At 73.4% G+C, this 17,261-nt stretch carries 17 protein-coding genes and 2 pseudogenes; 9 read left to right on the top strand and 10 right to left on the bottom strand.

From position 1 onward, the window contains the following. Positions 1-107 precede the first annotated feature (107 nt). Positions 108-350 (bottom strand): hypothetical protein, encoded by a 243-nt coding sequence (locus tag FZC61_RS21105; protein ID WP_148616179.1) that lies wholly within the window; start codon positions 348-350, stop codon positions 108-110. A gap of 166 nt (positions 351-516) precedes the next feature. Next, a complete protein-coding gene (locus tag FZC61_RS21100; RefSeq protein WP_148616177.1) occupies positions 517-1,485 on the bottom strand; it encodes a GlxA family transcriptional regulator in 969 nt (322 codons plus the stop codon). Between the two features lie 74 nt (positions 1,486-1,559). Between FZC61_RS21100 and FZC61_RS21095 the strand changes: the two genes are divergently transcribed. The 4 genes from FZC61_RS21095 to FZC61_RS21080 are packed head-to-tail and all read left to right on the top strand — an operon-like array spanning position 1,560 to position 4,727. Next, positions 1,560-2,195 carry an isochorismatase family protein gene (locus tag FZC61_RS21095; protein WP_148616175.1) on the top strand — a complete coding sequence of 212 codons (636 nt, stop codon included), beginning with the start codon at positions 1,560-1,562 and terminating at the stop codon, positions 2,193-2,195. Positions 2,196-2,242: 47 nt separating this feature from the next. Continuing rightward, on the top strand, positions 2,243-3,430 hold the full coding sequence (locus tag FZC61_RS21090) for a thiolase family protein (RefSeq protein ID WP_148616173.1): 1,188 nt from the start codon (positions 2,243-2,245) through the stop codon (positions 3,428-3,430). A 5-nt stretch (positions 3,431-3,435) separates the two neighbouring features. Beyond that, positions 3,436-4,089: a 3-oxoacid CoA-transferase subunit A gene (locus tag FZC61_RS21085; RefSeq protein ID WP_246142837.1), complete on the top strand. Its 654-nt coding sequence runs from the start codon at positions 3,436-3,438 to the stop codon at positions 4,087-4,089. Next, the gene (locus FZC61_RS21080) at positions 4,086-4,727 is read left to right on the top strand and encodes a 3-oxoacid CoA-transferase subunit B (RefSeq protein WP_148616171.1); all 642 of its coding nucleotides are present in this window, start codon (positions 4,086-4,088) and stop codon (positions 4,725-4,727) included. Before FZC61_RS21085 ends, FZC61_RS21080 begins: the two co-directional genes overlap by 4 nt. Before the next feature lie 97 nt (positions 4,728-4,824). On the opposite strand, the gene FZC61_RS21075 is transcribed toward FZC61_RS21080, so the two are convergent. Together FZC61_RS21075 and FZC61_RS21070 are read right to left on the bottom strand one after the other, a co-directional pair. Further along, positions 4,825-5,454: a YceI family protein gene (locus FZC61_RS21075; protein WP_148616169.1), complete on the bottom strand. Its 630-nt coding sequence runs from the start codon at positions 5,452-5,454 to the stop codon at positions 4,825-4,827. An 83-nt stretch (positions 5,455-5,537) separates the two neighbouring features. Next, positions 5,538-6,503: a GlxA family transcriptional regulator gene (locus FZC61_RS21070; protein WP_148616167.1), complete on the bottom strand. Its 966-nt coding sequence runs from the start codon at positions 6,501-6,503 to the stop codon at positions 5,538-5,540. Positions 6,504-6,574: 71 nt separating this feature from the next. Between FZC61_RS21070 and FZC61_RS21065 the strand changes: the two genes are divergently transcribed. Continuing rightward, a complete protein-coding gene (locus FZC61_RS21065; protein WP_246142836.1) occupies positions 6,575-7,171 on the top strand; it encodes a DJ-1/PfpI family protein in 597 nt (198 codons plus the stop codon). Between the two features lies 1 nt (position 7,172). Here the strand turns inward: FZC61_RS21065 and FZC61_RS21060 are convergent, their stop codons facing one another. The 6 genes and pseudogenes from FZC61_RS21060 to gabT all read right to left on the bottom strand — a co-directional run bounded on the left by FZC61_RS21060 (position 7,173) and on the right by gabT (position 14,376). Further along, the gene (locus tag FZC61_RS21060) at positions 7,173-9,605 is read right to left on the bottom strand and encodes a glycoside hydrolase family 31 protein (RefSeq protein WP_148616166.1); all 2,433 of its coding nucleotides are present in this window, start codon (positions 9,603-9,605) and stop codon (positions 7,173-7,175) included. A 75-nt stretch (positions 9,606-9,680) separates the two neighbouring features. Then, positions 9,681-10,016 (bottom strand): annotated as a pseudogene (locus FZC61_RS24015) (lysoplasmalogenase family protein); the annotation flags it as partial. Between the two features lie 40 nt (positions 10,017-10,056). Continuing rightward, positions 10,057-10,386 (bottom strand): annotated as a pseudogene (locus FZC61_RS24125) (lysoplasmalogenase family protein); the annotation flags it as partial. 145 nt (positions 10,387-10,531) lie between these two features. After that, positions 10,532-11,152, bottom strand: a complete 621-nt coding sequence (locus tag FZC61_RS21050) for a hypothetical protein (protein ID WP_148616162.1) — start codon at positions 11,150-11,152, stop codon at positions 10,532-10,534. Between the two features lie 247 nt (positions 11,153-11,399). Beyond that, complete coding sequence (locus FZC61_RS21045) at positions 11,400-12,902, bottom strand: APC family permease (RefSeq protein WP_246142835.1); 1,503 nt, start codon at positions 12,900-12,902, stop codon at positions 11,400-11,402. A 103-nt stretch (positions 12,903-13,005) separates the two neighbouring features. Further along, complete coding sequence (gene gabT / locus FZC61_RS21040; protein ID WP_148616287.1) at positions 13,006-14,376, bottom strand: 4-aminobutyrate--2-oxoglutarate transaminase; 1,371 nt, start codon at positions 14,374-14,376, stop codon at positions 13,006-13,008. Positions 14,377-14,530: 154 nt separating this feature from the next. Between gabT and FZC61_RS21035 the strand changes: the two genes are divergently transcribed. From FZC61_RS21035 to FZC61_RS21020, 4 genes are all read left to right on the top strand, one after another. Further along, complete coding sequence (locus FZC61_RS21035) at positions 14,531-15,139, top strand: cysteine hydrolase family protein (RefSeq protein WP_148616160.1); 609 nt, start codon at positions 14,531-14,533, stop codon at positions 15,137-15,139. Between the two features lie 16 nt (positions 15,140-15,155). Further along, positions 15,156-16,364 (top strand): MFS transporter, encoded by a 1,209-nt coding sequence (locus tag FZC61_RS21030; protein ID WP_170286208.1) that lies wholly within the window; start codon positions 15,156-15,158, stop codon positions 16,362-16,364. Between the two features lie 7 nt (positions 16,365-16,371). After that, the gene (locus FZC61_RS21025; protein ID WP_148616155.1) at positions 16,372-16,881 is read left to right on the top strand and encodes a MarR family winged helix-turn-helix transcriptional regulator; all 510 of its coding nucleotides are present in this window, start codon (positions 16,372-16,374) and stop codon (positions 16,879-16,881) included. Then, on the top strand, positions 16,878-17,261 hold a 384-nt coding region (locus FZC61_RS21020; RefSeq protein ID WP_425465829.1), incomplete at its 3' end, for a citrate/2-methylcitrate synthase. The genes FZC61_RS21025 and FZC61_RS21020, both read left to right, overlap by 4 nt.

Below are 17,261 nucleotides of genomic sequence, written 5' to 3'. Positions count from 1 at the left end.
CGCCGGGCGTTCGGCGGCCTCGGAGCTCGACCTCGGTAGGCGCCTCGTGGCCAGGGGTCGACGACACGCGCCTTCGCTGCCCAGGCTCGTCGGCGACCGGGTCGTGCTCAGGCAGGGGTGGCGTAGCAGCCGCCGCACAAGCCGAGGGGGCGCGACGTGCCGGCGTCGCCGTCACAGCACACGGTGAGGGCGTACATCAGCTGGCTGGTGTCGGGAGGGACGGCGTGCGGGTCACGGCACCACTCGAAGAGCAGCTCCAGCACGATGCGGTCGGCCAGAGCCGGGTCCAGGCTCGTGTCGTCGCTGACCACGGTGAGGGCCGAGATGGGCCTCGCGGATCGAGCGGTCACGACGACTCCTGGGTCGGCGGGGAGCTGGTCCCCGATGTCGGTTGATGCGTGGACCAACGACCCGATGCCCCCGGAGGTACGGTCCCGGCCGCAGTGGTCTGGACCGGGAGCAGCATCGGGACGACCACCGGGACGACCACCGCCTCGGCCGGCTGGGGCGCAGCGGTCAGGGGTGGCCGTCGACCGGTCCCGGCGAGGTGAACCGGCTGCGGTACGACGAGGGGGTGGTCGCGTAGGCCGCGACGAAGCGCTGCCGGAACGTCACCGCGCTGGCGAACCCGCAGGCGCGGGCCACCTCGGCGACCGGCCGGTCCGTGGTCTCCAGGAGTCGGCGCGACTCGTCGAGCCGCCGGGCCAGCACCCACCGGGCCGGGCTGGTGCCGGTGACCTCCTCGAAGCGGCGGGTGAAGTTGCGCCGGCTCATGCGTGCGTGGCGGGCCAGGTCGTCGACGGAGAGCGGTTCGTGGAGGTGGCACTGGGCCCACTCCAGGGTCGGCGCCAGGTGGCCCACACCGCCGGGCTCGGTGACGGGTCGCTCGACGTACTGCGCCTGGTCGCCGTCGCGGTGGGGTGCGACCACGAGGTGGCGCGAGACGGTGGTGGCCACGGCGGAGCCGAGGCGGGTGCGCACGACGTCGACGCAGGCGTCGAGGGCCGAGGCGGTGCCGGCCGAGGTGAGCACGTCGCCGTAGTCGCGGTAGAGCGCGGCGGCGTCGACCCCGACGCCCGGGCGGCGCGCGGCGAGCCGGTCGACGGCCGCCCAGTGGGTGACCGCGACCCGTCCGTCGAGGAGTCCCGCGTCGACCACCGGGAACGCCCCCAGGCACAGCCCGGCGATGCTCGCGCCCCGGTCGTGGGCCGCGCGCACGTCGCGCACGAGCCGGTCGTCGGCCACGGGCAGGTCGCTGGGCCACGACGGCAGCACCACCAGGTCGGCGTCGGCGAGCACCTCGGGACCGCTGACGACGCCGACGCTGAGCCCCTCGGCCGTGCGGATCGCCTCGCCGTCGCTGGTCCACACCGTCGTCTCCCAGTCGGGGGCAAGTCCCAGGCGGCCGACCACGCCGAAGACGAGCAGCGGCGCGGACAGGTGGAACATCGTGATGCCGTCGAAGGCGTGCACGGCGATGCGCATCGTGGCCCGATCCCATCGATAGGTGGCGTACGGGCCACTCACGCTACCCGTTCGACGCGGGGCACGCTGGATCCATGACCACACCCCGCCGCGCACTCATCGTCGTCGACGTCCAGAACGAGTACGTCGATGGCGTCCTCGCCATCCAGCACCCGCCCCGCGAGCAGTCCATCGCCAACGTCGTGCGCGCCCTCGAGGCCGCCCACGAGCACGACCTGCCGGTCGTGATGGTCCAGCACCAGCTGCCCGAGGGGGCTCCGGTCTTCGCCGTCGGCTCGCACAGCTGGCAGCTGCACCCGCAGGTCGAGGCGCTGCGTCGCCCGACGTGGAAGTCGGCCACCAAGGACAAGGCGAGCGTCTTCGCCGGCACCGACGTCGCCGGCTGGCTCGCCGAGCAGGGGGTCGACACCGTGACGCTCGTCGGCTTCATGACCAACAACTGTGACCTCGCCACTGCCGTCGGCGCTGAGGAGCTGGGCCTGGCGGCCGAGGTCCTGTCCGACGCCACCGGCGCCATCCACCTGACCAACGAGCTCGGCTCGGTGCCCGCCCAGCAGGTCCACGAGGTCCTGATGGTGCTGCTCCAGTCCAACTTCGCGGCCGTCGCGACCACCGACGCCTGGGTCGCCGCCGTGCAGGCCGGCGAGCCGCTGAACGGCAGCGACCTCGGGACGTCGGCGACCCAGGGGCGCGCGGCGTACGCCGGCTGACCGCTGGGTCGTGCGCGGCCGGAGCCCGGTCGGCCTACGCTCGGGGCGTGCCCCATGCCTACGTGTACGCCGCTGCCCGCACGCCGTTCGGCCGCTTCGGCGGCGCCCTGGCCGAGGTGCGTCCCGACGACCTCGCCGCGGTCGCGCTGACCGGGGTGCTGGCCCAGGCGCCCGGTCTCGCCCCGGCCGACGTCGGCGAGGTGGTGTGGGGCAACGCCAACGGTGCGGGGGAGGACAACCGCAACGTCGGCCGGATGGCGGTGCTGCTCGCCGGCCTGCCGACGTCGGTGCCGGCCACCACGGTCAACCGTCTGTGCGGCTCGTCGCTCGACGCGGCGATGATCGCCTCACGAGTGGTGGAGTGCGGTGACGCCGAGGTGGTGGTCGCCGGCGGTGTCGAGTCGATGACGCGGGCGCCGTGGGTGCTGCCCAAGCCGTCGCGCGCCTACCCGGCCGGCAACGTCACGGCCGTGTCGACGACGCTCGGCTGGCGGCTGGTCAACGAGCGGATGCCGGCCGAGTGGACCGTCTCGCTGGGGGAGGCCAACGAGGCGCTGGGCGACCGGTTCTCGATCTCGCGCGAGCGCCAGGACGAGTTCGCGGCGCGGTCGCACAACCTTGCGGCTGCCGCGTGGGAGTCCGGCTTCTACGACGACCTGGTGGTGCCGGTGCCCGGCGTCGACCTCGTCCGCGACGAGGGCATCCGGGCCGGGTCGACCGCCGACAGGCTGGCCGGTCTCAAGCCGTCGTTCCGCACGGACGGCACGATCACCGCGGGCAACGCGTCCCCCCTCAACGACGGGGCGTCCGCGGTCCTCATCGCAAGCGAGAGCGCTGCTCTCGGTCTCGACCCGGTCGCCCGCATCGCCGGCAGAGGCTCGCACGCCCTGGACCCGCAGGACTTCGGGTTCGCGCCGGTCGAGGCGGCCGACAAGGCCCTGGCGAGGGCCGGGATCACCTGGGCCGACGTGGGTGCGGTCGAGCTCAACGAGGCCTTCGCGGTGCAGTCGCTGGCGTGCGTCGACGCGTGGCTGGGCGAGGGGATGGTCGACCCGGAGATCGTCAACGCCATGGGTGGGGCGATCGCGATCGGCCACCCGCTCGGTGCCAGCGGCGCCCGCATCCTCGGCACCCTCGCGCACCGGCTGCAGCGCAGCGGCGAGCGCTGGGGCGTCGCTGCGATCTGCATCGGCGTCGGTCAGGCGCTGGCCGTCGTGCTCGAGAACGTGTCCTGAGCGTGGTGACGATCTGCGACTCCGCAGCCGAGGCGGTGGCCGACGTGGCCGACGGCAGCACCGTGCTGGTCGGTGGCTTCGGCCCGGCCGGGATGCCCTTCACCCTCATCGACGCCCTGATCGACCAGGGCGCCACCGATCTCACGGTGGTCTCCAACAACGCCGGCAACGCCGACGTCGGCCTCGCGGCCCTGCTGGCCAAGGGCCGCGTGCGCAAGGTCGTGTGCTCCTACCCCCGCCAGGTCGACTCGTGGGTCTTCGACGCTCTCTACCGCGAGGGTCGCATCGAGCTCGAGCTCGTGCCCCAGGGCAACCTCGCCGAGCGGATGCGCGCCGCCGGCGCCGGCATCGGCGCGTTCTTCTGCCCCACCGGGGTCGGTACGCCGCTGGCCGAGGGCAAGGAGACCCGCGAGATCGACGGGCGCACCTACGTGCTCGAGATGCCGATCAAGGGCGACGTCGCGCTCGTCTGCGCCCACCGGGCCGACCGCGCGGGCAACCTCGTCTACCGCAGGACGGCGCGCAACTTCGGGCCTGTCATGGCCACCGCCGCAGCGACCACCGTGGTCCAGGTCAGCGAGGTCGTCGACGTCGGGGAGATCGATCCCGAGGTGGTCGTGACCCCGGGCATCTACGTCGACCGGGTCGTGGTCGCGTGAGCGCGGCCCGCACCAAGGAGCAGATCGCGGCCGCGATCGCGCGCGACATCCCCGCCGGGTCCTTCGTCAACCTCGGCATCGGCCAGCCCACCCTGGTCGCCGACCACCTCCCGCCGGGCTCCGGCGTGGTGCTCCACACCGAGAACGGCATGCTCGGCATGGGGCCGGCGGCCCGCGGCGGCCCCGACGACCCGCTCGACCCCGACCTGACCAACGCCGGCAAGATCCCGGTCACCGCGCTGCCCGGGGCGTCGTACTTCCACCAGGCCGACTCGTTCGCGATGATGCGCGGCGGCCACCTCGACGTCTGCGTGCTCGGGGCCTTCCAGGTCTCGGTGCGCGGCGACCTGGCCAACTGGCACACCGGTGAGCCCGACGCGATCCCGGCCGTGGGTGGGGCGATGGACCTCGCCATCGGGGCCAAGCAGGTCTTCGTGATGATGACGCTGTTCGCCAACGACGGCACGCCCAAGCTGGTGCCGACGTGCACCTACCCGCTGACCGGGCTCGGCTGCGTGAGCCGGCTCTACACCGACCTCGCGACCTTCGAGGTCGGGGCCGGCGGCGTCCGGCTGCTCGAGGCCTTCGGCACCACCCGCGACGAGCTGACCGAGCGCCTGGGCGTCGACCTGGGCTGACGGCCGCCCGGCCGCTGGGCCGCTCGACGAGAGGACCCCGTGCGCCGGCGGCGTACGGGGCCTTCTGTTGCTGGGTGTCGCTGTGTGTCGCGGGGTGTCAGGCGTTCTTGATCGCCGAGACGTCGAACTCGAGCTTGATCTTGTCGGAGACCAGGACGCCGCCGGTCTCGAGCGCGGCGTTCCAGGTCAGGCCCCAGTCCTTGCGGTTGACCGTCGTGGCGCCCTCGAACCCGATGCGGGTGTTGCCGAACGGGTCGAGCGAGGTGCCGAGGAAGTCGAAGTCGATGGTCACCGGCTTGGTGGTGCCCTTGATGGTCAGGTCGCCGGTGATCGACCAGGTGTCGCCGTCGCGCACGACCGCGGTCGAGGCGAACGTGATGTCGGGGTGGGTCTCGGCGTCGAAGAAGTCGGCGGAGACCAGGTGGCCGTCGCGGTCGGCCGACCCGGTGTCGACCGACGCGGTCTTGAGGACGAGCTCGACCGACGACGACGACGGCACCGCGGTGTCGACGACCGCGTGGCCGCTGAGGTCGCCGAAGGCGCCGCGGACCGAGGTCACCATCGCGTGGCGGGCGTTGAAGCCGACGCGGGTGTGCGACGGGTCGATCGTGTAGCTCCCGCTGATGTCGGGCGCGACGGCCGTGGTGGTCGCGGTGGTCGGGGTGCTGCCGGTGGCGGGCGCGGACGTCGTCGCGGGGGTGCGGTTCTTGCGGCTGAAGAGGGCCATGGTGTGCTCCTGGGGTGGTGAGGTTGAAAGTTCAACTATAGGGACAACGACCGGGCCCGGGGTATTCCCGGGGAGGCGCACGCTCAGTCGGCGAGGCGGAACGTCGCGCGGTAGGCGGAGGGGGAGACCCCGGTCGCGGCTCGCAGGTGGGCCCGCAGCGAGGCCGCGGTGCCGAAGCCGGAGCGCGCGGCGACCTCGTCCACGCCGAGGTCGCCCGCCTCGAGGAGCCGCTGGGCGTGCCGGAGTCGCTGCTGGACCAGCCAGGCGCCGGGCGTCAGGCCGGTCTCGGCGCGGAACCGGCGGTTGAACGTCCGCACGCTCATCGACGCCTGCTGGGCCAGCTGGGGCAGCGTCACCCGGTCGGCGAGGTGGGCCAGCGCCCAGGCGCGGGCGCCGGTCGTGGACTGGTCGCCCATCTCCGGCAGCGGTGTCTCGATGAACTGGGCCTGGCCGCCGTCGCGCCACGGCGGCACCACCATGTGGCGGGCGACCCGGTGGGCGACCTGGGCCCCGGCCGCCGTGCGGATCAGGTGCAGGCACAGGTCGACGCCGGCGCTGAGACCGGCGGAGGTCAGCACGTCGCCGTCGTCGACGTAGAGCACGCGCGGGTCCAGGTCGACGCGTGGGTAGAGCCGCTCGAACTCCTCGGCCGCGCTCCAGTGCGTCGTCGCCCTGCGGCCGTCGAGCAGGCCCGCCGCCGCGAGGACGAAGGCGCCGGTGCAGATCGACGCCACCCGAGCGCCCGGCCGTCGGCGGTCGAGCGCCCGCGCGACCTCGGCCGGGAGCCGGCCCTCGTGGCGCGGACCGGGGCTGTGGGTGCCGGGCACGACCACGACGTCGGCCGCCTCGACCAGCCGGGCGTCGCCGTGGGGGGTCAGGCCGTAGCCGTGGGTGGTGCGGACCGTCGCACCGTCGTGGCTCGCCAGCGCGACGTCGTACAGGCGCTCGTCGGTCGCGCTGCGCGCCTGGCCGAGCACCTGGGCCGGGATCGCGGCGTCGTAGGCGACGACGGGCTCGACCAGCAGGACGACGACACGGGTCACGGGCATGGCCAGATCCTTGCACTTCACGGCATCCGTGCCACTGGCTCCCGGTCGCCGGGCGGCGCGAGGCTGTCCGCATGACGTCCCCGACATCGATCCGCACGATGGGCATCCTGGCCTTCGACGACATGGAGGTGCTCGACTACGCAGGCCCCTACGAGGTCTTCAACGTCGCCAGCGAGCGCTGGCCCGGCCCCCGCCCGCAGGTCCGGTCCATCGGGACCCGCGCCGGTCAGGTGGTGGGCCGCGGTGGCTTCGCCGTGGTGCCCGACGCCGACCTCGGGGACGACGGCTACCCCGACGTCCTGGTCGTCCCGGGCGGCGCCGGGACCCGTCGCCTGCTCGGCGACCGCGAGGTCGTCGACTGGGTGCGCTCGGCCGCGCACGAGGCGCAGCTGGTGCTCTCGGTGTGCACCGGCGCCCTGGTGCTGGCGGCCGCCGGGCTGCTCGACGACCGCCCGGCGGCGACCCACCACGGGGCGCTGGACGAGCTGGCCGCGCTCTCGCCGTCCGTCACGGTGGTGACGGGTCGCCGCTTCGTGCAGAGCTCCGACCGCGTCTGGACCTCGGCCGGGGTCTCCGCGGGCATCGACCTGTCGCTGCACGCGGTGGACCTGCTCGCGGGGCCCGACCTGCGCGACCAGGTGGTGGAGGAGATGGAGTGGGGGTGGTGACTCAGCCGAGCCGCACCGTCGCGCCGCGGCTGCTGGGCACCCGCGCGAGCACCACCCGGACCGACCGGGTCCTGGCGTCGTAGGACCAGGTGCTGACGCGTCGTCCGTCCACCTGCACCGTCGTGGGCCGGTCGACGGCGAGCACCCGGAGCTCCCAGGTGCGCGCCCTCAGCGCTCCGTCGAAGCCGCCGACCGCGCGCCCGATCCGGACCGTCACCGTGCCGCTGCGTCGCTGCTGGTCGAAGGAGGTCCGCGTGAAGGCGCTGCGCTCGTAGCCGAAACCGGTGCCGGCGTCGTCGTAGAGCTGGCCGCCGCCGCGTCGTCCCGGGTAGGCGGTGAGCACCATCCGCGTCGTCGGGGCCACGCCCGCGTTGGCGCCGACGCGGTGGGTCGGGAGCACCGAGCCGGCCCGCACCAGGACCGGGACGTGGTCCAGCCCGACCTCGACCGTGGCGACCGAGGGGCCGCTCAGACGCCGCCCCGTGGTCCGCTCGACCCACTGCCCCGGCGGCACCCACAGCCGCACCGCCGCGCGCGTGCCCGGCGTCGTCACGGGCGCGACCACGAGGTCGCGGCCGAAGGTGAACTGGGTCGGGTGCCGGTACGCCGCCTCCTGGCGGGGCCAGCGCAGGTAGAGCGGCCCGTTGATCGGCAGGCCGGTGTCGACGGCCCGTCGGGCTGCGGTGTACGTGTACGGCACCATCTCGCCACGCAGCCGCAGGGCCTTCGTCGCGGCGCTGCGGGTCCGGCCGGCGTACTCCCAGGGCAGGCGCTGGCCGTGGTTGGAGTGCACCCGGTCGAGCGGCTGGAACGTGCCGAGCTGCAGCCACCGGACGTAGAGGTCGTCGGGGAGCGGTGCCCTCGCCACCGCGGCGGTGACCGCGTTGCACTCGCCGCCCTGGGGCGCGCCGTTGAAGCTGCCGATGTCGTGGCTCACGTAGGGCATGCCGATCGCGGACTCGGCCGCGGTGTGCTCGGCCTCGAAGGCCAGCATCTCCCACGTGGCGCAGGTGTCACCGGTGAAGTGGATGGCGCTGCGGTGCTCGGCCAGGGCGCCCGTGCCCCCGGCGCCCACGCTGCGGTCGCCGTAGGAACCGTCGTTGCGGTACTCGCCACCGATGCGCGACAGCGCCGGCCACCGGCTGCCCAGCCCGCGGTTGTAGGCGGCGTACTGCGAGTTGATCCAGGTGTCGGGGCTGAGCCCGGGGGCGTCCGCGGCGCCCTGGGCCTCGCAGCACCAGTCGAGCCAGAACGCGTCGATCCCGGTGGCGGCGAGCGTGTCGTGCAGGTCGAAGTACGCCGTGAGCTGGCGCGGGTCGGTCCAGTCGAAGACGTGGCACTGGCCGGTGGTGTCGGCCTGGATGGTCCGGCAGTCCTGGCTCGCCGCGAGGCCGCCGGCCGCCCGGTCGGTGGCCTCGAACTGCGGGTCGTTGCTGCTGATCGACGGGTGGATGTTGGCGATCAGGGCGAGGTCGCGGCGCTGGGCCCAGTCGACGAACGTGTCGGGGTCGGGGAACAGGTCCTTGTTCCAGTCCCACCCGTTCCACGCGAACATCCGGCCCGGCTGCCCCACCACGAGGGTGGCCAGGGCCGAGCCGATCGGGTCGTTCTGGCGCTTGAAGTCGGTGTCGAGCGAGAGCGTGTCGAGCGGCACGCGCTCGGTGTCGAAGCGCTCCACGAGTGCGCGGAACTCGGCATCGGTGTAGGCGAAGTACTTCGAGAACCACACGCCGAACGCGTTGCGCGGCAGCAACGGGGCGGCCCCCGTCAGCGTGCGCAGGTCGGCCAGGGCCCGGCGGAGGTCGTGGCCGTAGGCGAAGGCGTACCAGTCGCGGTAGGTGCCGGAGCGCTGCGGTCGGACCCGGAAGCCGGGGCCCCGGTCGACCAGCAGGGCGGTGTCGGTGTCGTCGACGACGTACCAGCCCTCCCGGGTCAGGATGCCGTGGTTGAGCGGCTCCCGGCCGGTCGAGAGGTCGAGCCCCCGCGTCCACCCGCCGAGGTAGGAGTGCCGGGCGTCGGGGCGCGGCCGCACCGTGCGCGACCTGCTGCCGTCGCGGAAGGTGAGGACGAGGTTGCCGGCGCTGAAGTCACGACCCCGTCGCCAGCGCAGCTCGACCCGGTCGGTCCGGATCACCCGCCAAGCGCCTTCCACGCCGGTGGTGAAACGCGGTGCCGCTCCGTCGCGGTCGGGCACGGTCACGGTCGGCGTGTTCTCGAAGCGGCCGTCGGCGGCGTACTCCATCCGGATCAGGCTGGGCGTGATCACCCGGAAGCGGGCGCGCCCGTCGACCACGGCGCGGTCCTGGGTCGGGGCCTGGGTCCGGCCTCGCGGCTGGGGCTGGGCCTGGGCCTGAGGACCCGCGACGAGCAGCGTCGCGGTCAGCACCAGGGTCAGCAGGCTGAGTCGGAACAGCGTCAGTCGGGGGGACCGCATGTAGCAGTAACGCCGGTCACAACGCGGAGTTACGTCGACGTCAGGTCGTCACGGCTGCGTCGGCCTCCGCGCGGATCACCGCGCCTGGGCCGCGCCCGCCGCGATCAGGCCCTGGCCCGCGGTGTAGGTCGACATGACGACGAGCTCGAGCAGCGGTCGCGGCTCGGCGAGCAGGAACTTCTGCGACGCCAGCACGCTGTCGGAGAGCAGGAAGAGCGCCGCGCCGGCGCGCAGGGCTCGGCGCGCTCGCAGCGGCAGAGCGGGGTCGAGCTGGTGGGAGCCTGCGAACATGGCCGACACGATGGTCGCGTAGGCAGCGACCGCGACCCGCAGCGCCGGGTCCTGTCGCGCGGCCGCCGCACTCATCAGGGGGGCGGCGGTCAGCCAGAGGCCGAGCGTCGCCGCGAGGGGCGGCGGTGTCGCGGTCCGCGCGCCCGCCGCGCACCGAGGCGAACGCCGCGATGTAGGCGACGTGCGCCCCGGAGAAGGAGCCGACGCCGGTCAGGAACGACCGCTCGGACGTGCCGAGCAGCGCCACGTCGCCGCCCCAGGAGAGCAGCTGGGCGGCCGCCGTCCCGGTGCGCAGGCGCTCGGTGCCGGCGCCGCCTGCGCCGCCGCGCGTGGCCTGCAGGAACGCTGCCGCGAGCGTGGGCATCAACGCCGGCTTGAGCACGTGCCGCAGCCGCCGGGAGGCGGTGGTGCGCCGCGCAGCGGCCACGCTGTCGGCGACCACGAGGGCGACGTACGCAGCGCCGGGCAGGACGACCGCGGCTCGGGGCATGGCGGCCATCGTGGGCCGTGCGGCAGCGACCCGGCAAGGTGCCTGCGCGTGGTCCTGGGCTCGGGGCGCGACGTTACTGGGGGTGCGCCCCCGTTGAGGCCCGCGCGCACTCCTCTGCCGATGAGTGGTCCTGCCACCTGAGTGCTCAGCGTGCCCGGACGACGAACTTCTGACCGTCGATGCGCTCAACCCCGCTCTGTCCGCCGTGCGCGTCATCGCGGGCGTAGTCGAACGCGAACGAGTCGATCTCCGCGACGCCAGGACGGGTTGGGCGGATGGTGAGGACGAGGAACTCGCCCTCCATGGATTCGGTGCCCCATCGGAGGGTCGTGCCGGGGACGACCGGCCTGGAGCTCCGGCAGAACTCCTCCAGCGTGGGTGCACGCACCGCACCGCCTCCGCCCAGTCCGCCGTTCGGGGAGTTGCGCGGCAGGCACACCGAGATGGTTGCGGTCGCTTCGGCAGTGTTGCGCCGGAAGTGCGCCGTGGCGGACTGAAAGGTCAACGTCTCGGGGTCCTCTGTCCCCCGGTACGGGGCCATGATCCCCACCTGAAGCGTCGACTCACGGAGCGGCACGGGATCTGCAGCGAAGCCGAAGCCGCCCACTCTCGGACCGAGCACCTGAGGCGGCCCGGAGCGGAGGTCGGTCACCCGCCAGACAACGGTCGCCGCGATGGCGGCAACGATGACAACTACGACCACGAGTACGTGCTGGTTGCGCGTCCGGGTGACAGTCGCATCAGGTGCAGCAACGTCGGTGGTCATCGCAGCAGTGTGCCATCGGAGCAACCGAACACGACGTGTGCCGCTACGAGCGCTCCGCCCGAAGACGCCGACCCGTCGCGTACACGCGACGGGTCGGTCCGGCGATGGGGCGAGCGCCCGACCCTGACGCCCCAAGTGCGACATGCGGTAGCGGTGCGTCAGCCACCTTCTGAGGCGGCAGCAGCCCCTGTATCGGTGGCTGGTTCACCGCCGCGCCGCCGTCCACGCGTGAGCGGGTCACACCCGGTCAGCCGGCGGTCACCTTGCCGGTCACGCCCCGGCCCAGCGCGGAGTGCCGGAAGCCGTAGCCGGCGTAAACGGCCAGCCCGATGACCAGCCAGACGACGAACCGCAACCACGTCTCGACGGCCAGGCTCGACATGAGCCCGACGCAGCACACCGCCGACACGATCGGCAGCAGCGGCACCGACGGGGTCCGGAACGGGCGCTCCATCTGGGGCTTGGTACGGCGCAGCACGGCGACCGCGATCGCCACGACGACGAAGGCGAAGAGGGTGCCGATCGACACCATCTCGGCCAGCGTCGCGAGCGGCACGAATGCGGCGATCACGGCGACGACGAGGGTGGTGCCGACGGTGATCCGGAACGGTGTCTGGTACTTCGGGTGGATCGCGCCGATCGACGGGGGCAGCAGGCCGTCGCGGCACAGCGCGAAGCCGATGCGGCCCATCGCGACGATGTCGACCAGGATCACCGAGCTCAGCCCGGCGACGGCGGCGATGCCGATGAGCACGCCCGCCCAGCCGAGGCCGACGGAGTGGAAGGCCTCGGAGATCGGGGCGCCCTCGTCGAGGTCCTTGTAGTTGACCATCCCGGTCAGCACGAAGCAGACGGCGAGGTAAAGCAAGGTGCAGATCGCCAGGGTGCCGAGCAGCCCGCGCGGCATGTCGCGACCCGGGTCGTCGGTCTCCTCGCCGAGGTTGGCGACGGCCTCGAAGCCGGAGTAGGCGAAGAACACGACGGCGGCCGCGACGAAGACGCCGGCGATGCCGTAGGCCTCGGGGTTGACGCCCGACACGAACTGCCACAGCGGCTGGGCCAGGCCCGAGGTCTGGGAGTCGGACGGGGTCGGCTCCGAGGGCGGGAACCACGGCGTGAGGTTGCTGGCCTTGAGGAAGAAGGCGCCGACGGCGATCACGAAGATGCAGATGGTGACCTTGATGATGACCAATCCGTTGGTGACGAGCTTGGACTCGCGGATGCCGACGGCGGCGACGGCACCGAGCACGAGCACGATGAAGACGGCGCCGAGGTTGACCGTCGAGTCGGTCTCGCCGAAGTACTGGTGGGGCAGGTCGAGGGCGCTGCCCAGGTAGCCCGACCACCCGCGTGCGACCACCGCGGCGCCGAGCGCGAACTCCAGGATCAGGTCCCAGGCGATGATCCAGGCGAAGATCTCGCCGATCGTCGTGTAGGCGTAGGTGTAGGACGACCCGGCGGTCGGCACCGCGGCCGCGAGCTCGGCGTAGCAGAGCGCGGCGAGCATGCTGACGACGCCGGCGATGAGGAACGACACCACGATCGCGGGACCGGCGTGGTTCTTGGCCTCGACGCCGGTGAGGGTGAAGATGCCGGTGCCGATGACGATCCCGATGCCGAAGCCCATCAGGTCCCGGGCGCCGAGGCTCCGCTTCAGCCCGGACGACTCCTCGCCCTCGGGCGCCTGGTCGTTCTGGTGGATGACGGTGTCGACGTCCTTGGTGCGGACGATGTGCCCGAGAAAACTCACCGCTCGAACGTAGGCGCGCCGCCGCTACCGGTACTCACCCTTGGGGGCGGTCGATGACCCGATGCCTGGGCATCGAGGCGCTTGCCTGTGCTGCCGGTCTCCGTCAGCGAGTCGCGGCGAACGCCGCGTCCAGGACGTCGAGCGCGTCGTGGAGCAGGTCGTCGCCGATGCTGAGCGGGGGCAGGAAGCGCAGCACGTTGCCGTGGGTGCCGCAGGTCAGGACGATGACGCCCTCGCGGTGGGCGGCGGTGGCGACCTGCTTGGCCAGGGCGGCGTCGGGCTCGAGGGTGCCGGCGACGACGAGCTCGACGGCCAGCATCGCGCCGCGCCCGCGGACGTCGCCGACCCGCGGGTCGGCGGCCTGCAGCGCGTGCAGCCGGGCCTTCATCAGGGTCTCGACCTCGCGGGCCCGCGCGACCAGGCCCTCGGCCTCGATGGTCTCGATCGCGGCGAGGGCCGCGGCGCAGGCCAGCGGGTTGCCGCCGTAGGTGCCGCCGAGCCCGCCGACGTGGGCGGCGTCCATCATCTCGGCGCGGCCGGTGACCGCCGAGAGCGGCAGCCCGCCGGCGATGCCCTTGGCGGTGACGACGAGGTCGGGGACGACCTGCTCGTGGTCGCAGGCGAACATGGCCCCGGTGCGAGCGAAGCCGGTCTGCACCTCGTCGGCCACGAAGACGACGCCGTGCTCGCGGCACCACGCGGCGATCGCGGGCAGGAAGCCGGGGGCCGGCACGATGAAGCCGCCCTCGCCCTGGACCGGCTCGATGACGACCGCGGCCAGGTTGCCGGCGCCGACCTGGGTCTCGACGACCTCGATCGCGCGACGTGCGGCCGCTGCCCCGTCGAGGCCGCCGTCACGCAACGGGTAGGACAGCGGGGCGCGGTAGACCTCGGCGGCGAAGGGTCCGAAGCCCGACTTGTAGGGCATGGACTTGGCCGTCATCGCCATCGTGAGGTTGGTGCGTCCGTGGTAGCCGTGCTCGAAGACGACGACCGCCGGCCGGCGGGTGTGGGCGCGCGCGACCTTGACGGCGTTCTCGACCGCCTCGGCGCCGGAGTTGAACAGCGCGGACCGCTTGTCGTGGTCGCCCGGGGTGAGCCGGTTGAGGGCCTCGCAGACCTCCACGTAGCCGGCGTACGGGGTGACCATGAAGCAGGTGTGGGTGAACGCCTCGACCTGGCGCTGCACGGCGTCGACGACCCGCGGGGCGGCGTTGCCGACCGTCGTCACCGCGATGCCGGAGCCCAGGTCGATCAGGTGGTTGCCGTCGACGTCGACGACGATGCCCCCGCCGGCGCGCGCGGCGAACACCGGCATGGTGGTGCCCACGCCCGCGGCCACCGCCGCGCTCTTGCGCGCCATCAGCTCCACCGAGCGCGGCCCGGGGATCGCCGTGACCAGGCGCCTCTGCTGGGCGATCGCGTCGTGGGGCCCGGCGCCCTGCGTCGGGGACGAGGTGTGGGTCGGCTCGATGGTGGTGGTCACGTGACCGAGTCTGGTCCGCCGTCCTGCCTGATGTCGAGCGTCCCTGGGGCTGGATCCGGTCGGCAGGTCCGCCGTCCTTGACAGCAGGTGTCGATCTACTATCAGATACCTGATATACGACAGTCGACGTAGAAGAGTGACCATGACGCGAGCGCTGCTGATGCTGGACCTCATCAACGACGGCACCGATCCTGCGGGGGCCTTCGCCGGCGCGGGGTACGCCGACCAGGCGCGCGAACGGTCGGTGGTGAGCCGCAGCGCCGAGGCGCTGCGCGCGGCCCGCGCGGCCGGCGCGCTCGTCGTCCACACGAGACTGGGCTTGCGGCCCGGTTACGTCGACGCGCCCGCCGGGTCGCCGCTCCTCGGCGGGGCCGCCGCCGCGGGCATCCTCGCCGAGGACGACTGGGGGACGCGCCTCGCGCCACCCGTCGCGGCGCGGCACGGCGAGCCGGTCGTGCTGAAGCGACGCGTGAGCGCCTTCGCGGCCACCGACCTCGACCTGCTGCTGCGCAGCAGGGGCGTCACCTCCGTGGTGCTGTGCGGGGTGGCGACCGACCTGGTGGTGCTGTCCACCGCGCGTGACGCCCACGACCGCGACTTCGACGTCGTTGTGCTCGCCGACTGCACGTCGACGAGCAGCGCGCAGGTGACGGCCGCGGCCGAGCTGCTCCTGGCCAGCACCGCCCGCCTGACCACCTCGGCCGCCCTGCCCGAGCTGTTCTCCGACCCGCACCGCTGTGTCGGCGACTGAGCCCTTCGTCGGGCAGGTGGTCGGTGCACACCCCTACCGCTGGGTCGTCCTGGCCGCCGGCTTCACGGCCCAGGTGGTGAGCTCGGCCGTCTTCCAGGGCCTGCCGTCCATCGCTCCGACGCTGAGTGCCGGGCTCGACCTCGACGCCGCCCGGCTCGGACTGGCGATCGGCGCCCTCAACCTCGGCCTCACCGCTGCGCTGTGGCCCTGGGGCCGCCTGGTCGACCGGTGGGGCGAGCGCTCCGTCATGTCGGCGGGCATGGCGCTCTGTGCGGTCGGCTGTGCCATGGCGATCGTCGACGCCGGGTACGTGACCCTCCTGGTCTCGCTCGCCCTGGCCGGGGTCGGGGCCGCGAGCGTCCCGGCCGCCAGCGGCAGCGCCGTCCTCGCGTGGTTCCCGCGGCGGGGTCGTGGCCTCGCCATGGGCATCAGGCAGACGGCCATGCCGGTCGGCGCCGCCCTGGGTGCCTTCGTCCTGCCCCACGCGGCGGGAGGCGACGTGCGGTCGGGGGCGTTCCCCGTGCTGGTCGTCGCGTCCACGGTGGTGGCCGGCATCGTCCTGGTGGCGGTACGCCCCGGCCCGCCGGGCCCCTTCCCGGGAGCCGTCGGCTCGGCCGTGGACGGCGACGACGCCCAGGGTCGCAGCGACTCGCGCCGCCTCGTCCTGGTCGCTTGCCTGCTGACGGTCTCCCAGGCCCTCGTGCTCGGCGCCGCGGGCCTCTTCCTCGTCGACCAGGTGGGCGTCTCCGCGGGGCTGGCGGCCTCGGTGCTCGGTGCCGCTCAGCTCGTCGGCGCTGCGCTGCGTCTGCTCAGCGGCCCCGTCGCGGACCGGGTCGCGTCCCGTCTCAGCCTGCTGAGGATCGTCTCGCTCGCACTCGCGGTCGGGTGGGTGGTGACGGCGGCATCGGCGACGGTCGAGGCGCTGGCCCCGGGCACGGCCGCGCAGGTCGCCGCCGTGGGGTGCATCCTCGTCCTCGGCGCGCTGTCGGTCTCCTGGAACACCGTGACGACGACGATCGCCGCCGAGCTCGCCGGCCCCGGGCGCGCGGGCCGGGCGCTGGGACGGCAGTACACCGCGACCGGGCTGACCGTCACCGCAGCCCCGGCCCTGCTCATCGCCCTGGGGTCCGTCAGCTGGCCCCTCGTCTTCCTCGTCGCCGCCGGCTCCGGCTCGGGCGCGGCTCGCCTGTGCCGGGTGGGCGCCGAGGTGGGCAACGACCGATAGTTCACCCATGAGTCCTGCCGACGACTACACCCAGCGCCTCCTCACCCACCTGCGGCTCACCGACCTCACGTGCCAGGCCGCGAAGGAAGAAGCACTGCGGCCCGTAGGCATCCCGGTGGCGCACTACTCCGTGCTGCTGGTGCTGTCCGCCGTGCCCGGTGCGACGGGAGCCGAGATCGCACGACGGTGCGGCGTGACACCGCAGACCGTCGCCGCGCTGCTCACGCGGCTCGAGGGCAACGGTCTGGTCGCGCGGCGACCGCACGCCGTGCACCGGTCCCTCATCGAGTGCTCGCTGACCGACCTCGGCTGGGCGACGTTCGACCAGGCCGACCAGGCGATCCGGAGGGTCGAGGAGAGGCTGTCGGAAGCGCTCTCCACCGACGAGGTCGCCGGCCTCACCGAGATCCTGTCCCGCCTGCGTGCGGCGCTCGACGCCCGCGACCCCTCTGACGCGACCGACCCCGCCCCGGCGGCCGGCGCCCCCTCACCACGTCGACGAAAGGACGGGACATGACCGAGGTACACCACGGGCTCGAAGGAGTCGTCGCTTTCGAGTCCGAGATCGCCGAGCCCGACAAGGAAGGATCGGCGCTGCGCTACCGCGGCGTCGACATCGAGGACCTCGTGGGGCGGGTGCCCTTCGAGAACGTGTGGGGCCTGCTCATCGACGGCGCCTACACCCCCGGGCTGGCCCCGGCCGAGCCCTACAACCTGCCGGTCCACACCGGCGACGTGCGCGTCGACGTCCAGGCCGCGGTGGCCATGCTCGCCCCCGCGTCGGGTTCGGGTTCGGGTTCGGCCAGACCTACGACATCACCGACGAGCAGGCCCGCGAGGACATCGGACGCCTGGCCGTCATGGTCCTGTCCTACGCCGCACAGTCCGCGCGCGGCC

It is taken from the genome of Nocardioides rubriscoriae (genome assembly GCF_008087085.1).
Lineage (GTDB): Bacteria > Actinomycetota > Actinomycetes > Propionibacteriales > Nocardioidaceae > Nocardioides > Nocardioides rubriscoriae.
The sequence above is the reverse complement of the archived record's forward strand: the minus strand, read 5'-3'. Positions and strand labels throughout refer to the sequence as shown.

Coding starts and splice junctions, on each gene's coding strand:
- FZC61_RS21100 (WP_148616177.1), bottom strand. CDS start 1,485: ATGCGCATCGCCGTGCACGCCTTCGACGGCATCACGATGTTCCACCTG.
- FZC61_RS21095 (WP_148616175.1), top strand. CDS start 1,560: ATGACCACACCCCGCCGCGCACTCATCGTCGTCGACGTCCAGAACGAG.
- FZC61_RS21075 (WP_148616169.1), bottom strand. CDS start 5,454: ATGGCCCTCTTCAGCCGCAAGAACCGCACCCCCGCGACGACGTCCGCG.
- FZC61_RS21070 (WP_148616167.1), bottom strand. CDS start 6,503: ATGCCCGTGACCCGTGTCGTCGTCCTGCTGGTCGAGCCCGTCGTCGCC.
- FZC61_RS21065 (WP_246142836.1), top strand. CDS start 6,575: ATGACGTCCCCGACATCGATCCGCACGATGGGCATCCTGGCCTTCGAC.
- FZC61_RS21060 (WP_148616166.1), bottom strand. CDS start 9,605: ATGCGGTCCCCCCGACTGACGCTGTTCCGACTCAGCCTGCTGACCCTG.
- FZC61_RS21050 (WP_148616162.1), bottom strand. CDS start 11,152: ATGACCACCGACGTTGCTGCACCTGATGCGACTGTCACCCGGACGCGC.
- FZC61_RS21035 (WP_148616160.1), top strand. CDS start 14,531: ATGACGCGAGCGCTGCTGATGCTGGACCTCATCAACGACGGCACCGAT.
- FZC61_RS21025 (WP_148616155.1), top strand. CDS start 16,372: ATGAGTCCTGCCGACGACTACACCCAGCGCCTCCTCACCCACCTGCGG.